This window comes from Stenotrophomonas sp. YJH_SMC_131 (assembly GCF_059367975.1).
The window spans coordinates 760,553-776,573 of the sequence record NZ_JCAFRJ010000001.1; the positions used below are offsets into that span (position 1 = coordinate 760,553).

Consider the following 16,021-nt stretch of genomic DNA (forward strand, 5'->3'; position numbering starts at 1 on the left):
TCAGCGCTGCCCCCGCAGGCGGCGCCACAGCAGCCGCGGCGCACGCCAGAGCATGCCGAAGAACAGGCGGGTATGCATGCGGCTGATGCGCACGTTGTCGCGCCACACATCGAAGTGCGACACGCCATCGGATGGATAGGTCACACGCGTGGCCAGGTGCTCGACCGGCAATTGCCGCCAGTACAGCCGCACCATCACTTCGGTATCGAAATCCATGCGCCGGCCGATGGTCTCTTCACCGATCAGGCGCAGTACCGGCGGCAGCGGATACACGCGGAAGCCACACATGGTGTCGCGCAGGTGCAGCGACAGCGTGTTGATCCAGACCCAGATGTGGGTGGCGTAGCGGCCATACAGGCGCGCCTTGGGAACACTGGCGTCGTAAGCCGGAATGCCGCAGATCACCGCCTCGGGATGGGCGCGCGCGGCTTCGATGAAGCGTGGCAGGTCAGTGGTATCGTGCTGGCCGTCGGCATCGATCTGCAGCACGTGGCTGTAGCCACGCGCGCCGGCCTCGGCAAAGCCGGCCAGCATCGCCCCGCCCTTGCCCTGGTTGACGTCCAGGCGCAGCAGGTCGACGCCCTGGCGCTGTGCCAGCGCGCGCAGCACCGCCGCGCACCCATCGTGCGAACCATCGTCGACCAGCAGGCAGGGCAGTCCCGCAGCCTGCACGCCATCGACCACCGCCGCGATGGCGTGCTCGTGGTCGTAGACAGGGATCACCACCAGTGGCGCGAATGCGGCACCGGCAACGGCCGGGTCAGTCCGCATCAGCGAAAACCACCCTGCCGCTGGCATGCACACCGTGGCTGGAGGTGTAGCGGAAGGCCAGCACGTTGCGTGCGGCATCCCAGTCCAGCTGCAGGGTCAACTCGTCACCGGGGCGGGCCACGTGCTGGAATTTCACCGCATCCATGCGCACGAACGCGCCCCGCATCACAAACGCCTGGCGGGCGAAGCGCACCGCCCAGTCCAGCTGCGCCACGCCGGGCAGGATTGCCGCCTGCGGGAAGTGGCCCTGGAACGGCCGCAGCGCCGGGTCCAGGGTCATGCGCAGGGTGGCGCTGGCGGCATCGCGGTGATCCCACGCCGGCACCGGCATCAACGGCTGGAACAGCGCCGCCAGCGCGGCCTGGGTCACCTTGCCCTGCGCATTGATCGGCAGCGCCTGCACCAGGCGCCAGCGACGCGGCCGGGTCACTGCGTCATGCGCATGCGCCAGGCGGGCGCCAAGGCGCTGGCCCAGCGCCCGCCGCGCAGCGTCGCCGCCCTCCAGCAGCGCCGGATCGGCCGGCACCACCACGGCGGCCAGCTGCTCGCGCTGCCCGGGCAGCACCAGCACGCGCGCGTCATCCACCTCGGCGTCTTCGCGCAGCGCGCGTTCCAGCGCATCCAGCGACACCCGGCGTTCCTCGATCTTGACGATGCGGTCGGCCCGGCCCAGCAGGCGGAAGCGGCCGTCGGCCAGGGCTTCGACACGGTCCTGGGTGCGCCACCAACCGGGGGTGTCCAGGTGCGCCGAGGCCACCGCCAGGCAGCCATCGTCGATGCGCCACTGCACGCCCGGCAGCGGCTGCCACGGCGGCAGGTCGATGTCCCAGCGGCGCCAGGCGATGCCGCCGGTCTCGCTGCTGCCATAGACCTCGGTCGGGGCCACGCCCAGCCACTGCCGCACCTGCCGCGCTGCGTCTTCCGGCAGCGGACCACCGGAGGAGAACACCGCGCGCAGGCGGCCATGCAGGCTGGCCCAGTCGAGCTGCCCGGGCAGGCGCTTGAGGTGGGCCGGCGTCGCCACCAGCACCGTATCGGTACCGGCCAGCGCACCCACCAGGTCTTCGTGGAAGAACCGGCGCGGATGAATCAGGCGGCCGGCGGCCAGCGGCCACAGCACGCGGAACAGCAGCCCGTAGATGTGCTGGTGGGACACCGTGCCATGGACCTGCACACCCTCCATCTGCGCACCGAACGCGGCCTGCAGCGCCTCCACCTCGCGCGCCAGCTGGTCCAGGCGCTTGCCGATCGCACTGGGCTGGCCGGTGCTGCCGGAGGTGAACACGCACAGCTCGCAGGCGCGCTCGTCCAGCGCCTGCAGCTCATCGTCCAGCGCGGCGTCCAGCGCCACCAGCGAGCGGTAGTCGGCGGACACGTCGCCTGCGAAGCCGCTCACCTGCGGCTGCAGCGCCTGCAGCGTGGCTGGCAGGTTGTCGGCGGCCAGGAACACCCGCTTGCCGGCATGCCAGGCACCGAACAGCGCGGCGGCAAAGGCCACGGCATCATCGAAGTACAGGGCCCAGTCGCGGCCTTCGGCGGCCGCAAAGGCGGCGCGCCAGGCCAGTACGCGCTGGCGGAAGCCGGCATGGTCGATCACCTCGCCGTCGCACAGGCCGACGCTGCGCTGCGGCCGTGCCTCCAGCAGCAGCCGGTCCAGGGCAATCCACTCAGCCATGCGCGTGCGCCGCCTTCACCTGCCGCCGCACCAGCCACTCCCCTGCGAACAACACGCCCATCATCACGTACGCCAACAATCCGTTGTAGAGCATCCAGACCCGGTCCGACGCGTACAGCGCGGTCAGCAGGGCCAGGCTGCCGTTGAGAACGAAGAAGCCGCACCACACCTGGGTGACGCGGCGGGTATAGGCCACCGCGAACGGCGGCAGGTCCGGCTCCTGCAGCCGCGCCAGGCGCTCCACCAGCGGTGGCCCGAAGCGCAGGCTGGTGCCGAACACCGCCAGCATCACCACGTTGACCAGCGCCGGGTACAGCTTCAGCGGCAGGGCCTGGTTGAGCACGGTGGCCAGCACCGCCAGCAGGCCGGTGCCAGCGGCGGCGGCCCACCACAGCGGCTGTCGCGTGCTCAGTGCACGCAGCAGGGCCAGGGTGAACAGCAGCAGCGACAACCAGCGCGGCTCGAAACGGCCCATCGCCAGGTACACCAGCAGCGGGTAGGCAAGCGAAATCCCTGCCACCACGACGGTACGTGCGCGAGCCATGGCGAAGCCGCCGGCGCTGCGGTCAGGCGGCTGCCTGGTCCGGCAGCAGTCCATGCACGACATCGACGATGTCCTGCACGGTGCGCACGGCCTTGAACGCTTCCGGCTGCAGATTGCGGCCGAGCAGCGGCTTGAGCTGCACGATCAGGTCGACCGCATCGATGCTGTCGATGTCCAGGTCGTCGTACAGGCGGGCCTCGGGGGTGATCCGGGCGGTTTCGATCTCGAAGCTGTCGGTCAGGATGCTGACGATGCGTTCGAACAGTTCATTCTTGGTCATGGCAATTCCTGGCGCCGTTACGACTGGCGGGCGGCGACGAACTCGCCGAGCGCGCGCACGCTGGAGAAATGGCGACGGGTTTCTTCTGAATCGGCCGAGAGGCTGACACCGTACTTCTTCTGCAGCGCCAAGCCCAGTTCCAGCGCGTCGATCGAATCCAGGCCGAGGCCCTCGACGAACAGCGGCGCGGTCGGATCGATGTCCTCCGGCGTGATGTCCTCCAGCGAAAGGGAGGAAATGATCAATTCCTTGATCTCGTGCTCAAGTGCTTGCACGGGGCGGATCTCCAGACAGGTCGAAATAACGAGAAAGGTGCTCGGTGACGCGGCGTGCTGCCAAGGCATCCCCCCTTGGCGAGTCGTCATCGGCCAGGAAGGGCGCGATCGGGATATCTTCGCCGATCTGCAGCCGAACGTGAAAGCGACGTGAGGGGACACGATACCACTTCTGTCCCTTGGTCAACGTGGGCGGGGTGCAGGTGATCCGTACCGGGGTGATGTCCAGCCGGCCGCGGACGGCGATGTTGGCGGCCCCGCGCTGCAGCCGCGGCGGTTGGCCCGGCACGCTGCGGGTGCCCTCCGGGAAGATCACCAGGGTACCGCCGGCATGCACCGCCGCTACGCAGTCGTCGACCAGGCCGGCCCCGTCATCGTTGGCGATGTAGCCGGCCGCCCGCACCGGGCCGCGCATGAACGGGTTGCAGGCCACGGCCCGCTTCACCACGCAATCGGCGTTGGGCAGCAGCGAAATCAGGCAGACCACGTCGATCAGGGTCGGGTGATTGGCCAGAACCAGCAAACCGTCGCGCTGCAGGCGTTCCCCGCCCTCGATCTGGTAGGTCATCACCCCCAGCGCACGCATCAGGCGCAGGTGGCTGGCAAAGGCGACCTGGACCACGCGGCGGGCCCGGCGGCGGCGGACCACCGGGTCGCGCATCAGCAGCAACACCGGCATCACCAGCACGCCCAGCAGCAGGCCGCCCACGCCAAATGCGGCGAAGCTCAGGCCGGTGCCGAACACCCGCCAGGCATGATCGAGGCGGCGCAGCGCCTCAGCCACGGCGTCCCCAGCGCCAGCGCTGGCCCTGGGCCACGTGCTCCAGCGCCGGCGCGCCAGACAGCAGGAAGCGGTGCAGGTCCAGCGCGTGCGGCAGCGTGCCCGGGGCGGTGGCGGTGGCCTCCGGCGCCGCCTCCCATTGCAGCGAGAGCGTCGGCTGGCCCGCTGTCGGCGCGGTCAAACGCCAGCACCAGGCAAAGAACGGGTCGGGTTCGTCGGCAAACGTCGCGTAAATTTCAGGAAGCGGCGACTCATAGACCACCACCCGCACTTCGCGGGCACCATCGGCCAGCAGCCCGGCGGCCTCCAGGCAGGCGGTCTCGACCGTGGCCTGGCCGGCGGCCAGCGCCAGGTAGTTGCCGCGGTGGCCGCGGGCGATCGAGTACAGCGCCGCGATCGCGTTGTGCACCGACAGGCCGAACCCGGTGGGGGACAGGGGCTGATCGCTGGCCAGCGCCCCCAGCAGGTCCATCGAACGGGCCACGTCGCCGTGGCGGCTGGCGAACACCAGCGGCACCTGGCTGTCAGCGCCCTGCCCGTCCTCGCACCAGCAGGCAGCCTGGATCGCCATCCGGCCCAGCCGCTCGATGCGGCGGCGCTGCATCGCCGGGATCTCGGCCAACGCCGGCGTGTCTTCGCCCTGCGGCGGATACGGCGCATCGGCCCAGCCCAGCCACTGGCTACGCTCGCTCAGGCCGGGCGCCCAGGCGGCCCAGTCGACGATGGAGAATTCGATCATTTAGCGATGGTGCTTCAACGGGAGAACGATAGGCACGAGCCATTACGGCGACGCGCGGCGGCCCCCCATTCCTGCAGCCGTGCGTCCGTCCAGGACGTCGCCGGCTGCCCCCCTGGCCGCCGGAAAGGAGCGCACGCTAGCACGTCCTGCGCGGGGTGTGCAGGTTTCACATTCCCCAACGCGGGGGCCGGCACCGGCCGGCCCCGCATTCAAACGATCAGTGGTAACCGGTGTCGGCGTGCACCTTGCCGCGGAACACCCGGTACGACCACGCCGTGTAGCCGAGGATGACCGGCAGCAGAATGACCAGCCCGACCAGGGTGAAGCCCAGCGAGGAGGCCGGCGCGGCGGCCTGCCACAGGGTCATCGACGGCGGCAGCAGGTAGGGCCACATGCCCAGCACCAGGCCAAGGAAGCCGAGCACGAACAGGGCCAGGCTGAGCAGGAACGGCGGCAGGTCGCGGCGCGGATGGGTCGCGCTGCGCCACAGCGCGGCCGCCACCGCCAGGGTCAGCAGCGGGACCGGCGACAGCCACCAGAAGTTGCCGTCGCTGAACCAGCGGTCCATCAACCGCGAATCGAGGAACGGCAGCCAGCTGCTCACCAGGCCCATCGCCGCGATCACCGCCACCACCAGCGGGCGGGTCATCTGCCGCGCCAGCGCCTGCACGCGCCCTTCCGTCTTCAGGATCAGCCAGGTGCTGCCCAGCAGCGCATAGCCGGCCACCAGCGCGGCACCGGTCAGCATCGCAAACGGGCTGAACCAGGCGAACGCGCCGCCCTGGTAGGCACCGTCCACCAGCGGGATGCCCTGCACCAGCGTGCCCAGGATCACGCCCTGGGCAAAGGTGGCCAGCAGCGAGCCCAGGCCGAACCCCACGCTCCACAGGCGGCGCGAACGATGTGCCTTGAAGCGGAACTCGAACGCCACGCCGCGGAACACCAGCGCCACCACCAGCAGCAGCACCGGCAGGTACAGCGCCGACAACAGCACCGCATAGGCTTTCGGGAACGCCGCCAGCAGCCCGGCGCCGCCCAGTACCAGCCAGGTCTCGTTGCCGTCCCAGATCGGCGCGGCGGTGTTCATCATCAGGTCCAGCTGCTCCTCGTCCTCGGCGAACGGGGCCAGGATGCCGATGCCGAGCACGAAGCCGTCCAGCACCACGTACATCAGCACGCCGAAGCCGATCACCGCGAACCACGCCACCGGCAGCCAGGTCATCAGGTCCATGTCAGCGCTCCTCCAGCGGTTCGTCGGCCGCCGACAGCGGGCGTGCCGGCGTATGGCTGCCATGGTCCAGCGACGGCCCCTCGGCGTACGGCTGCGGCCCGTGGCGCAGGATCTTCACCAGGTACCAGATACCCCAGCCGAACACGAAGGCATAGCCAACCACATAGACGCCCAGCGACAGCGCGGTCATCCACGCACTCTGCGGGCCCACCGCATCAGCGGTGCGCAGTACGCCATACACCACCCACGGCTGGCGCCCCATCTCGGTAACGAACCAACCCGACAGCAGCGCGATGAAACCGCTGGGCAGCATCCAGTTCCAGCCGCGCAGCAGCCACGGCGAATCCAGCAGCTTGTTCCGCCACAGCTGGAAGGCCGACACCCAGGCCAGCAGCAGCATCAGCGTGCCCAGCCCGACCATGATGCGGAAGGCGAAGAACACCGGCGTCACCGGCGGCCGTTCGCTGGCGGGTACCGAGGTCAGCGGGTCGAAGGTGCCGTCCAGGCTGTGGGTGAGGATCACGCTGCCCAGCTTCGGGATGGCCACTTCGAAATCGTTGCGCTCTTCCTTCTCGTTCGGCAGCGCGAACACCACCAGCGGCACGCCCTCGCCTTCCTCGGTTTCATGCCAGTGCGCTTCCATCGCCGCGATCTTCATCGGCTGGTGCTTGAGCGTGTTCAGGCCATGCATGTCGCCGACGAAGATCTGCACCGGCACGGTCAGTGCGGCGAACGCCACCGCCGCGATCAGCATGCGCCGGCCCGCTTCCACGTGCGTGCCCCTGCGCAGGTACCACGCACCGACGCCACCAATCACGAAACAGGTGGTGATGAACGAACCCAGTGCCATGTGCGCCAGGCGGTACGGGAACGAGGGGTTGAACACCACCTGCCACCAGTCCACCGGATGCACGATGCCGTTGACCATCTCGTAGCCGGCAGGCGTATGCAGCCAGCTGTTGGACGACAGGATCCAGAACGTGGAGAACAGCGTGCCCAGCGCCACCATGCAGGTGGACAGGAAATGCAGGCGCGGCGAGACCCGGCCCCAGCCGAACATCATCACGCCGAGGAAGCTGGCTTCCAGGAAGAACGCGGTCAGCACCTCGTAGGTCAGCAGCGGGCCGATGACCGTACCGGCCACCTCGCTCAGCCGCGGCCAGTTGGTGCCGAACTGGAAGGCCATGACGATGCCGCTGACCACGCCCATGCCGAACGACACCGCGAAGATCTTCTGCCAGAAGAAATACAGCTCGCGCCACACGGGCAACTTCGTGCGCAGCCAGCGCCATTCGATGAAGGCCAGCCAGCTGGCCGTGCCGATGGTGAAGGCCGGGAACAGCACGTGGAAACTGATGACGAATCCGAACTGGATCCGGGACAACAACAACGCGTCCAAGGGACGCCTCCTGCCTGCGACCGGTGGGATACCGGACCACTTTAGGAGGATTTCGTTAAGGTGGGATGCGACCGGGTGACGCGCTGCTTCACTTTGTCGCAGGGGTCAACCGTTCTGGTAGCTGCCAGCCTTGGTTGGCACACACGCCCAAACGCCGACCCAGGTCGGCATCTACCAACGGCGACTGGAACGGCCCACCGCCCGGAGGGCGCCTCAGAGCCAGAAATACCAGGCCGCTGCAGCCAGCAGCGCGCCAAACAACAGCACCTGCACCACCACATAGCCCACGCCACCGTCGCGCGACTCAGCGGCAATGCGCTTCTGCAGCGCCTCGCTCACATCCGGCGTTGCTTCCTGCTGCGCCTGCTCGCGCAACGCCTGTGCCAGCACGCGCGCTTCCGCATCGCGAGGATCGGTGGGTGGGTTCACAGCAGCTCTCCGGCAGTGGCATGCCGCGTCAGTTCCTGCTTCAGGACCTGGCGCGCGCGGTGCAGGTGGCTCTTGATGGTACCGCGTGCCAGTCCGGTCACCTGCTCGATCTCGGCCAGATCGAAATCCTCCAGGTAATGCAGGCCGACGATCAGGCGCTGCGGCGCGCTCAGCCGTTCCAGTGCCGCGCCGAGCTGGCGCCCGGCCTGCAGCGCCTCGCTCAACTCGGCGGGCCCGGGGCCTTCATCGCCGATCCCCAGTTCCTCCGGCACCTCCACCGCCACCATCCATTGCGCCTCCAGCCGCCGCCGGCGCAGGTGCTGTAGTGCAGTGGTGTAGGCCACCCGCGAAACCCAGGTACGCAACGAAGATTCAAAGCGGAACCGGTGCAGCTGGCGGAACACGGCCAGGAAGGTTTCCTGCAGCAGGTCAGCCACCTGGTCGCGGTCGCCCACCATGCGTCCGATCACATGCGCGCAGGTGCGCTGGTGGGCTTCAACCAGTTGCGCGAAGGCCGACTGCGAGCCATCGATGATGGCCCGCACCAGGGCCTGGTCCGCGTCCAGCGCTTTGGCGGGCGCCGCCGTCGCCGCCGTATCCTCGCGGCGACGGCCCCGCAGTGCCGACAGCGCTTCGCCGAGCAGGCTCATGCGCGGGGCGCCCCCTGTGCCCGTGGCATGCGCCGGCTCAGCCCTTGCGTGCGGCAGGACGGGTGAAGTGCCAGGCCAGCAGCTGGCCCAGGCCGGCACTGCCGACCAGCGCGGCAGCGGCACCGAAGGTCAGGTCACGCGCACCGATGGCCTCCAGCAGGGCCATGGCCAGGGCCAGGCAGACCAGGCTGATGCCCCAGCGCAACGCCCCCTGGCGGCGCCGCTCTTCTTCCAGCACGGCCAGCGAGCGGATCACTTCCTCCGGCACGTGCGGGGCCACCAGCTTGCTGCGCGCGCGCGCATCGGCAATGGCATGGATCGCGTAGGCGATGCAGATGAAGAGGGTGATCGGGATCAGTTCCTGCATGGTCGGGCTCCTGTTCGATGGATGATGCGGGTTCAGGAGAATGGATGCGCGACCACGGCAACCGGTTGCACTAGCTGCCTGCCACCTCGTCGCTGGCGCCGGGCGTGTCCGCCGGGTCCGGGAAATAGGTCTCCACCTGGAAACCCAGCTGCAGGTCCGCCAACAGTCGCAGCAACTGCTGATCCAGCACAAAACCCGCCCATGCGGTCTTTCCAAAGATGCCGACACGCACGCCGATCGAAGCCCCCTCCTGCAGCAGTTCCCCGATCACATCGGCGCGTGCCCGCAGGAGATCGACCAACGCCGGCCAGGCATCCATCAGCCAGCCGTCCTTGCCCCTCTCCAGTACGAACACCACGCGGGTCTCCGCATGCCCGCTGATCAGGCTGCCGTCGCGATCCCGGTATCCGGTTCCGACGTCTCGGGAAAACGCCGGTTCCAGATCCAGCCGGGCGGCAATCCCGGCGCCGGCCTCTGTTGGGTGCTGCACGCGCAGCGAGATCCTGTAGTCGTAGCAGTACATATCGGTTCCATCCGAACGGAATGGCCATCATGCCGCACACGCCGTCGCAGCGACCTGGAGGGGGCCATTTTGCCGATTCCGCTGCCATGACCTGTGGCCCCTGCCCCGGGCCCGTGCGGCTGCTACGCTTGCCCGGTTTCCTCTACTGGTGCCGTCCGCCCATGTCCCGAGTGCTGCCCCTGTCCCTCCTGCTGTCGGCCGTGCTGGCCGCACCGGCTGCGCATGCCGCGCCGACGCCGATCACCATCGAACAGGCCATGGCCGACCCGGACTGGATCGGTCCGCCGGTCGAGAAGGCCTGGTGGTCGTGGAACAGCCAGCAGGTGGAGTACCAGCTCAAGCGCAACGGCAGCCCGGTACGCGATACCTTCCGCCAGCCGGTGGCCGGTGGCGTGGCCGCGCAGGTGGCCGATGACCAGCGCGGCACCCTGGACGTGGCCGAGCCGGTCTATGACCGCAGCCGCAGCCGCAGCGCCTTCGTCCGCAATGGCGATGTGTTCGTGCGCGACCTGCGCAGCGGCGCACTGACCCAGCTGACCCGCAGCAACGAGCGCGCGGGCAACGTGAACTTCGCTGCCGACAACGGCGTGATCTGGCGCGTCGGCCAGAACTGGTTCCACTGGACCGCCGCCAGCGGCGTGCAGCAGGTGGCCAGCCTGAAGGCCGAGAAGGACCCGCGTACGCCGCCGAAGGCCGACGTGCTGCGCGACCAGCAGCTGCGCACGCTGGAAACCCTGCGCCGCGACCGCGACCAGCGCGAAGCATTGAAGGACCAGGACCAGCGCTGGCGCCAGGCCGACCCGACCCGCGCACCGGGCCCGGTGTACCTGGGCGCCGACGTCGAGATCGGTGACAGCGTGCTGTCGCCGGACCTGACCCACCTGATCGTGGTGACCAAGCCGAAGGACTTCGACGACGGCCGCACCAGCAAGATGCCGCTGTACGTGACCGAGTCGGGCTACGAGGAAACCGAGGACACCCGCACCCGCGTCGGCCGCAACGGCTTCGAGCCACACACCCTGTGGTACGTGGACGTGCGCACCGGCAAGGCCGAGAAAGTCTCGCTGTCCAGCCTGCCGGGCATCAGCACCGACCCGCTGGCCGAGCTGCGCCGCAAGGCCGGCAAGGATGCGCTGAAGGGCGAGCGCAGCGTGCAGGTGATGAGCGACTTCATGGGCGGCGGCATCCGCTGGAGCGCCGACGGCCAGCAGGCCGCGGTGATGCTGCGTGCCAACGACAACAAGGACCGCTGGATCATCAGCGTCAACGCCGCCGACGGCCGCGTGCAGAACCGCCACCGCCTGACCGACAACGCCTGGATCAACTGGGGCTTCAACGATTTCGGCTGGATGGCCGATGGCCGCACGCTGTGGCTGCTGTCCGAGGAATCGGGCTTCTCGCACCTGTACACCCAGGCCGGCACCGCCAAGCCGCAGGCGCTGACCAGCGGCAAGTGGGAAACCTCGGCACCGGTGCCGTCGGCCGATGGCAAGGGCTTCTATTTCCTGTGCAACCAGCAGGCGCCGCATGACTACGAAGTCTGCGCGGTCGACACCGGCAACCGCCAGGTGCGCGAGCTGACCAGCCTCAATGGCGTGGAGGATTTCTCGCTGTCGCCGGACGGCCAGCAGCTGCTGGTGCGCTACTCCGGTGCCTACCTGCCGCCGCAGCTGGCGGTGCTGCCCAGCACCGGCGGCCAGGCACGCGTGCTGACCGATACCCGCACCGCCGACTACAAGGCACGCCAGTGGATCCAGCCGAAGCTGGTCGCGGTACCGTCCAGGCACGGTGCGGGCGTGGTCTGGGCCAAGTACTACGAGCCGGAAAACAAGGAACCGGGGAAGAAGTACCCGATCGTGATGTTCGTGCACGGCGCCGGCTACCTGCAGAACGTGCACCAGCGCTACCCGGCCTACTTCCGCGAGCAGATGTTCCACAACCTGCTGGTGCAGAAGGGCTACATCGTGCTGGACATGGATTACCGCGGCAGCGAGGGCTACGGCCGCGACTGGCGCACGGCCATCTACCGCAACATGGGCCACCCGGAACTGGAAGACTACAAGGACGGCCTGGACTGGCTGGTCGACACCCAGCAGGGCGACCGTGACCACGCCGGCATCTACGGCGGCTCCTACGGCGGCTTCATGACCTTCATGGCGCTGTTCCGTTCGCCGGGCACGTTCAAGGCCGGCGCCGCGCTGCGCCCGGTGGTCGACTGGCACAACTACAACCACGGCTACACCAGCAACATCCTCAACACCCCGGACATCGATCCGGAGGCGTACCGCGTGTCCTCGCCGATCGAGTACGCGCAGAACCTGCAGGACAACCTGCTGATCGCCCACGGCATGATGGATGACAACGTGTTCTTCCAGGACTCCGTGAACCTGACCCAGCGCCTGATCGAACTGCACAAGGACAACTGGTCGATCGCACCGTACCCGCTGGAACGCCACGGCTACGTGCGTGCCGATTCCTGGCTGGACCAGTACAAGCGCATCCTCAAGCTGTTCGAGCAGAACCTGAAGTGAGCAACGCCGCGGCCATGATCCGGATCGTGGCCGCGGTCATCCTGGATGACCGCGGCCGGGCGCTGCTGGTGCGCAAGCACGGTGCCCGCCGCTTCATCCAGCCCGGTGGCAAGCCCGAACCCGGCGAAGCACCGCTGCAGGCGCTGGCCCGCGAACTGCACGAGGAACTGGGCGTGCAGCTGTGCACCGGTGCCGCCATCGCACTGGGCACGTTCGAGGACTGGGCGGTGAACGAGCCCGGCCACCGCGTGCAGGCCCAGGCCTGGTGGGTGCAGGTGGACGGTACGCCGCAGGCGTGCGCCGAAATTGCCGAACTGGCCTGGGTGCCGCTGCAACCACCGCATGGCCTGCCCTTGGCACCCTTGAGCGAACACCATATCCTGCCGGCGGTCGCCACCCGGGTGACGGCCCGCTGAGCAGGCGGGCGCCGACTGCAAGGACATCGGATGTCAATGTCGATCCCGTCGATCCCCTCGCTGCCTTCCCCGGCCTATCACGCCTGGGTGCGTCCTGTCGCACAGGCCTCGTTCTGGCTGTCACTGGTGCTGACGATCTACTTCGTGCTGCAGGGACTGGTGCTGTGGCCGTTGCACAACCTCGCGCTGTGGCGCCTGGTGGAAAGCGAAGTGCAGCACCAGCAGCTGCACAGCCTGATCTGGCTGCTGGCGCACCCGGTAGCCGCATCGATGGTCGTCGCGCTGTTGTGCCTGGCCTCGACCGTATCCAGCTGGGGCCTGCTGCGCGAACGGCGCTGGGGCCTGTGGAGCTTCGTGGTACTGCTGCTGCTGAGTGGCCTGACCAACTTCGCGGCCGCCTGGTGGCTGGACCTGTTCATGGGCGACTTCATTCCGCTGCTGGCCAATGACCCGGCCCTGCTGCAGGAGCTGCATCTGAAACGCTGGCTGATCACGCTGACCGTGGTCGGCATGTCGTTCGTGCTTCTCGGCCTGCAGGGCTGGCTGGCCTGGCGCCTGCTGCGGCCGGATGTGCGCTCGCGCTTCCACTGAGTTCTACCGATCCCCGTTCGACAAGGACTGTCGCATGCGCTTGCTGATGCTTCTTCCCGCACTGCTGTTCGCCGCGCTGCCTGCCAGCGCCGACGCGTTGCAGTGTGGCGAATACCGCAGCGCCGATGGCGGCACGGCGCTCGTGTTCACCACCTCCAGCAGCGGCTACCGCCACAACGACATCCGTGAACGGGAGCCGCTATGGGTCGATCGCAGTGCGGCGCAGACCCGGTTGGTCATGCTCGACGATGGCGTGGCGCAACCGATCCGGATCAGCGCCGATGGGCACCGCATCGAGGACGACGTGGTGACCTACACGCTGAGCCACTCCCGCGCCTGCGCCATCGAACCCAGCGTGATGGACGGCAGCTGTCGCGCCGCCGGCAGCCACTGCATCGCGCAGCTGCCCACGGCCTCACCCGGCCAGGCCCTGCGCGCGTGCAATGAAGGCGTTGGCGCAGGCTGCTCGACGCTGCTGCGACAACTGCGCGAGAACAGCGCAGCAGTAGCCAATGACACCGGCCCGGCCCGCTTCGAGCGCCCGGGCATCTGCCGCGAACCCACACCTGGGCATGATCCGGAGGCCTGCGAGACGCAAACCAGTGATGCGCTGGCTGCCGCCATGCAGCAATTGGGCGAACGTCTGCAACAGGTAGACGAAGACGCGCTGGATTCGCCGCTTCCGGGCGCTGCACGTGATCGTCTGCAGCAGCTGTGCCTGCAACACCGTGGTGGTCGCTTCTGTACCGAGGTTGCCGAGCAGCAGTTGATCGCGCTGGAACCCGCGCTGGCCGTGCAGGCGCTGCAGGTGGTCTGCGATGCTGGGCGCGCCAGTGCCTGCGAACGTATTGCGCCATTGCGTGAACTCGGCACCGATCTACGCCTCGTGCCTCTCCAGCAAGTGCCCTGTGGCCGCTATCAGGCCAATGGCGGCGCGATCGACAGGCTCGACTTCGGCGATGGCACGCGCGGCCGACTGGATGACGGCGCCATCCACCTTCAGCAGGACGGCGAAACCCTTGTCCTGCGCCAGCTGGGCAACGGCGACCTGCTTGGCATGGATACGCAGACCGGTTACCAGCGCTACCAGCCGGTGCCCGGCACGGCACAATGCACGCCCCCGCGCGAGGGCCGTGATTCGCCGTAGCGCCTGGAGTTTCCCGTTCGATCGTCAAGGAGACGACATGCATTCACCCGCACCGCGCCGCCGCTGGCTGGCCTGGGCGCTGCTGCTGGCCGCGCCGATGGCCGCCGCACAGTCACCGCAATGCGGCCTGTTCAAGGCCGACGAAGGCAGCAGCACGCTGCGCATCAGCTCACCGAACCGCGGCGAGCAGAAGCACTTCGGCAGTGCGCCGTCTCCGGTCGCGTTCCAGCAGATCGACGGAAAGCTGCAACTGGTGAACCTGGAGTACGGCCTGCCCAGCGCGTTGCAGGTGCGCGATCGTGGCCGCACGGTCGAGGTGGATGGCACGGTCTACATCCTGCAGGCCCCCGCACAGTGCGCCGCCGCAGCCAGGCCGGCTGAAGGCAGCTGCCTGGCCGATGCGGCGGCGTGCCTGGACAACCGCCGTGAAGCGCCCCCGGCCGCGCTGGAAGCAGGGTGCCGGGAAGGCGTGCCCGGCATGTGCCTGCAGCTGGCCGATCGCTGGCATGACGAGGCCAGGGCGCCGGCCACGCCGGATGAGGCGCAGCAACAGGCCATCCTCGATACCGCACTGGCCGGCATCGAACTGCCTGTGCCGTGCCGGAATGGCGGCTTCAGCAACGAGACACCGGCCTGTGCAGCGGCGCTGGAAGCGGATCCGGCGCTGCAGGAGCAGATCGTCAAGGCCGCGATGGGTGCGGCGATGGTCGAAGCCGTGAGCTCCGTGCTGTCACCCTCCACGCCGGTGGTGGTGCCGGCCGCGCAGCGCCAGCAGCTGTTGCAGTTGTGCCAGCAGGTCGGCCATGGCGGCTTCTGCAGCCGCGTGGCCGAGCTCTCGTGGGAATCCGGCGACCCCTTGCAGGCGGTGCAGGCACTGACCACAGCGTGCGCGCCCGGTAAGGAAAGCGCCGCCTGCGAGCGCCTGCCTGCATTGCAGGCGCTGGGCGCCTCGTTGCGGCCGCAGCCGGCTACGGCGCTGCCCTGCGGCACCTTCCGCGCCGCAGGTGGCCTGATGGATACGCTGGACTTCGGCGATGCAGGACGGGTCGGCATCGGCTGGGACAGCCAACTGCGTGCTCGTGTCGAAGACGGCGACATCCGCATCCGCCACGACAAGGGCGGCGACTTCGTGCTGCGGCCGTTGCCCGGGGGCCAGCTGCTGGGCCTGGACACGTGGACACGCTTCCAGGTGTTCGTGCCGACCGGCGAGGGCGCGAGCACCTGCAGCCCGCCGAAACACTACACGGTGCTGCCGCTGCCTCAGGACTGCCCGCAGGCGCTGGCCAGCGGCGGTGCCGAAGCCTGCTGCGCGCAGGGTAAGCTGCAGGGCTGCAACATTCTTGGCAACCGTCTTGCGCTGTCCGGCCAGTGGCGGCAGGCGGCAGAGCACTACACCACCGTGTGCCGTGCCGGCGTGCGCGAGGGCTGCGAAAACCTGGTCGCAGCGCAGGGCCGCAGCAGCGACATCGACGCCCATGCGACGCTGGAGCGGCTGTGTGCCGCCGACCGCAGCGGGCGCCACGTCGCCTGCGACGTGCTGGACACCGGAAACTGGAGCGCCTTGGAGCTGGGCCGTGTCCTGCAGGAGGCGGTGGACGAAGCGACGGCCGAGGACACTCCGGCACCGCGCGCTTCCAACCGCAAGCGATGAGCCGGCCAAGGCCTGCCCGCA

Annotated in this window: 18 protein-coding genes; 5 read left to right on the top strand and 13 right to left on the bottom strand. The window is 68.7% G+C overall.

Annotated elements, in window-relative coordinates; genetic code table 11:
• The 13 genes from AC5P56_RS03480 to AC5P56_RS03540 form a co-directional block, all read right to left on the bottom strand.
• Positions 1-771, bottom strand: a complete 771-nt coding sequence (locus tag AC5P56_RS03480; protein ID WP_014648846.1) for a glycosyltransferase family 2 protein — start codon at positions 769-771, stop codon at positions 1-3.
• Complete coding sequence (locus AC5P56_RS03485; protein ID WP_111205367.1) at positions 761-2,446, bottom strand: ApeI family dehydratase; 1,686 nt, start codon at positions 2,444-2,446, stop codon at positions 761-763. Before AC5P56_RS03485 ends, AC5P56_RS03480 begins: the two co-directional genes overlap by 11 nt.
• Entirely contained in the window at positions 2,439-2,990 is a 552-nt protein-coding gene (locus AC5P56_RS03490; protein ID WP_014648848.1) for a COG4648 family protein, read from the bottom strand. Before AC5P56_RS03490 ends, AC5P56_RS03485 begins: the two co-directional genes overlap by 8 nt.
• 22 nt (positions 2,991-3,012) lie before the next feature.
• Entirely contained in the window at positions 3,013-3,270 is a 258-nt protein-coding gene (locus AC5P56_RS03495) for an acyl carrier protein (protein ID WP_005411609.1), read from the bottom strand.
• Between the two features lie 17 nt (positions 3,271-3,287).
• On the bottom strand, positions 3,288-3,545 hold the full coding sequence (locus AC5P56_RS03500; protein ID WP_005411610.1) for a phosphopantetheine-binding protein: 258 nt from the start codon (positions 3,543-3,545) through the stop codon (positions 3,288-3,290).
• The gene (locus AC5P56_RS03505; protein WP_014038937.1) at positions 3,532-4,329 is read right to left on the bottom strand and encodes a lysophospholipid acyltransferase family protein; all 798 of its coding nucleotides are present in this window, start codon (positions 4,327-4,329) and stop codon (positions 3,532-3,534) included. Before AC5P56_RS03505 ends, AC5P56_RS03500 begins: the two co-directional genes overlap by 14 nt.
• Positions 4,322-5,065, bottom strand: coding sequence for a beta-ketoacyl synthase chain length factor (locus AC5P56_RS03510; RefSeq protein WP_014648849.1), 744 nt, complete (start codon positions 5,063-5,065; stop codon positions 4,322-4,324). The genes AC5P56_RS03505 and AC5P56_RS03510 overlap by 8 nt, the downstream gene beginning before the upstream one ends.
• A gap of 217 nt (positions 5,066-5,282) precedes the next feature.
• Positions 5,283-6,296: a cytochrome d ubiquinol oxidase subunit II gene (gene cydB / locus AC5P56_RS03515; RefSeq protein WP_032960627.1), complete on the bottom strand. Its 1,014-nt coding sequence runs from the start codon at positions 6,294-6,296 to the stop codon at positions 5,283-5,285.
• A gap of 1 nt (position 6,297) precedes the next feature.
• On the bottom strand, positions 6,298-7,695 hold the full coding sequence (locus tag AC5P56_RS03520; protein ID WP_014648851.1) for a cytochrome ubiquinol oxidase subunit I: 1,398 nt from the start codon (positions 7,693-7,695) through the stop codon (positions 6,298-6,300).
• Between the two features lie 213 nt (positions 7,696-7,908).
• A complete protein-coding gene (locus AC5P56_RS03525; RefSeq protein ID WP_014648852.1) occupies positions 7,909-8,124 on the bottom strand; it encodes a hypothetical protein in 216 nt (71 codons plus the stop codon).
• Positions 8,121-8,774 carry an RNA polymerase sigma factor gene (locus AC5P56_RS03530; protein ID WP_014648853.1) on the bottom strand — a complete coding sequence of 218 codons (654 nt, stop codon included), beginning with the start codon at positions 8,772-8,774 and terminating at the stop codon, positions 8,121-8,123. The genes AC5P56_RS03525 and AC5P56_RS03530 overlap by 4 nt, the downstream gene beginning before the upstream one ends.
• 37 nt (positions 8,775-8,811) lie before the next feature.
• The gene (locus AC5P56_RS03535; RefSeq protein ID WP_005414880.1) at positions 8,812-9,141 is read right to left on the bottom strand and encodes a hypothetical protein; all 330 of its coding nucleotides are present in this window, start codon (positions 9,139-9,141) and stop codon (positions 8,812-8,814) included.
• Positions 9,142-9,211: 70 nt separating this feature from the next.
• Positions 9,212-9,664 carry a hypothetical protein gene (locus tag AC5P56_RS03540; protein ID WP_014648854.1) on the bottom strand — a complete coding sequence of 151 codons (453 nt, stop codon included), beginning with the start codon at positions 9,662-9,664 and terminating at the stop codon, positions 9,212-9,214.
• Between the two features lie 161 nt (positions 9,665-9,825).
• Between AC5P56_RS03540 and AC5P56_RS03545 the strand changes: the two genes are divergently transcribed.
• The 5 genes from AC5P56_RS03545 to AC5P56_RS03565 are packed head-to-tail and all read left to right on the top strand — an operon-like array spanning position 9,826 to position 16,000.
• Positions 9,826-12,195 (top strand): S9 family peptidase, encoded by a 2,370-nt coding sequence (locus AC5P56_RS03545; RefSeq protein ID WP_241887619.1) that lies wholly within the window; start codon positions 9,826-9,828, stop codon positions 12,193-12,195.
• On the top strand, positions 12,192-12,611 hold the full coding sequence (locus tag AC5P56_RS03550) for an NUDIX hydrolase (RefSeq protein WP_032960632.1): 420 nt from the start codon (positions 12,192-12,194) through the stop codon (positions 12,609-12,611). Before AC5P56_RS03545 ends, AC5P56_RS03550 begins: the two co-directional genes overlap by 4 nt.
• Positions 12,612-12,641: 30 nt before the next feature.
• Complete coding sequence (locus AC5P56_RS03555) at positions 12,642-13,202, top strand: hypothetical protein (protein ID WP_241887618.1); 561 nt, start codon at positions 12,642-12,644, stop codon at positions 13,200-13,202.
• Between the two features lie 34 nt (positions 13,203-13,236).
• The gene (locus AC5P56_RS03560) at positions 13,237-14,349 is read left to right on the top strand and encodes a hypothetical protein (protein ID WP_241887617.1); all 1,113 of its coding nucleotides are present in this window, start codon (positions 13,237-13,239) and stop codon (positions 14,347-14,349) included.
• Positions 14,350-14,386: 37 nt separating this feature from the next.
• Positions 14,387-16,000: a hypothetical protein gene (locus AC5P56_RS03565; protein WP_241887616.1), complete on the top strand. Its 1,614-nt coding sequence runs from the start codon at positions 14,387-14,389 to the stop codon at positions 15,998-16,000.
• The last annotated feature ends 21 nt before the right edge of the window (positions 16,001-16,021 follow it).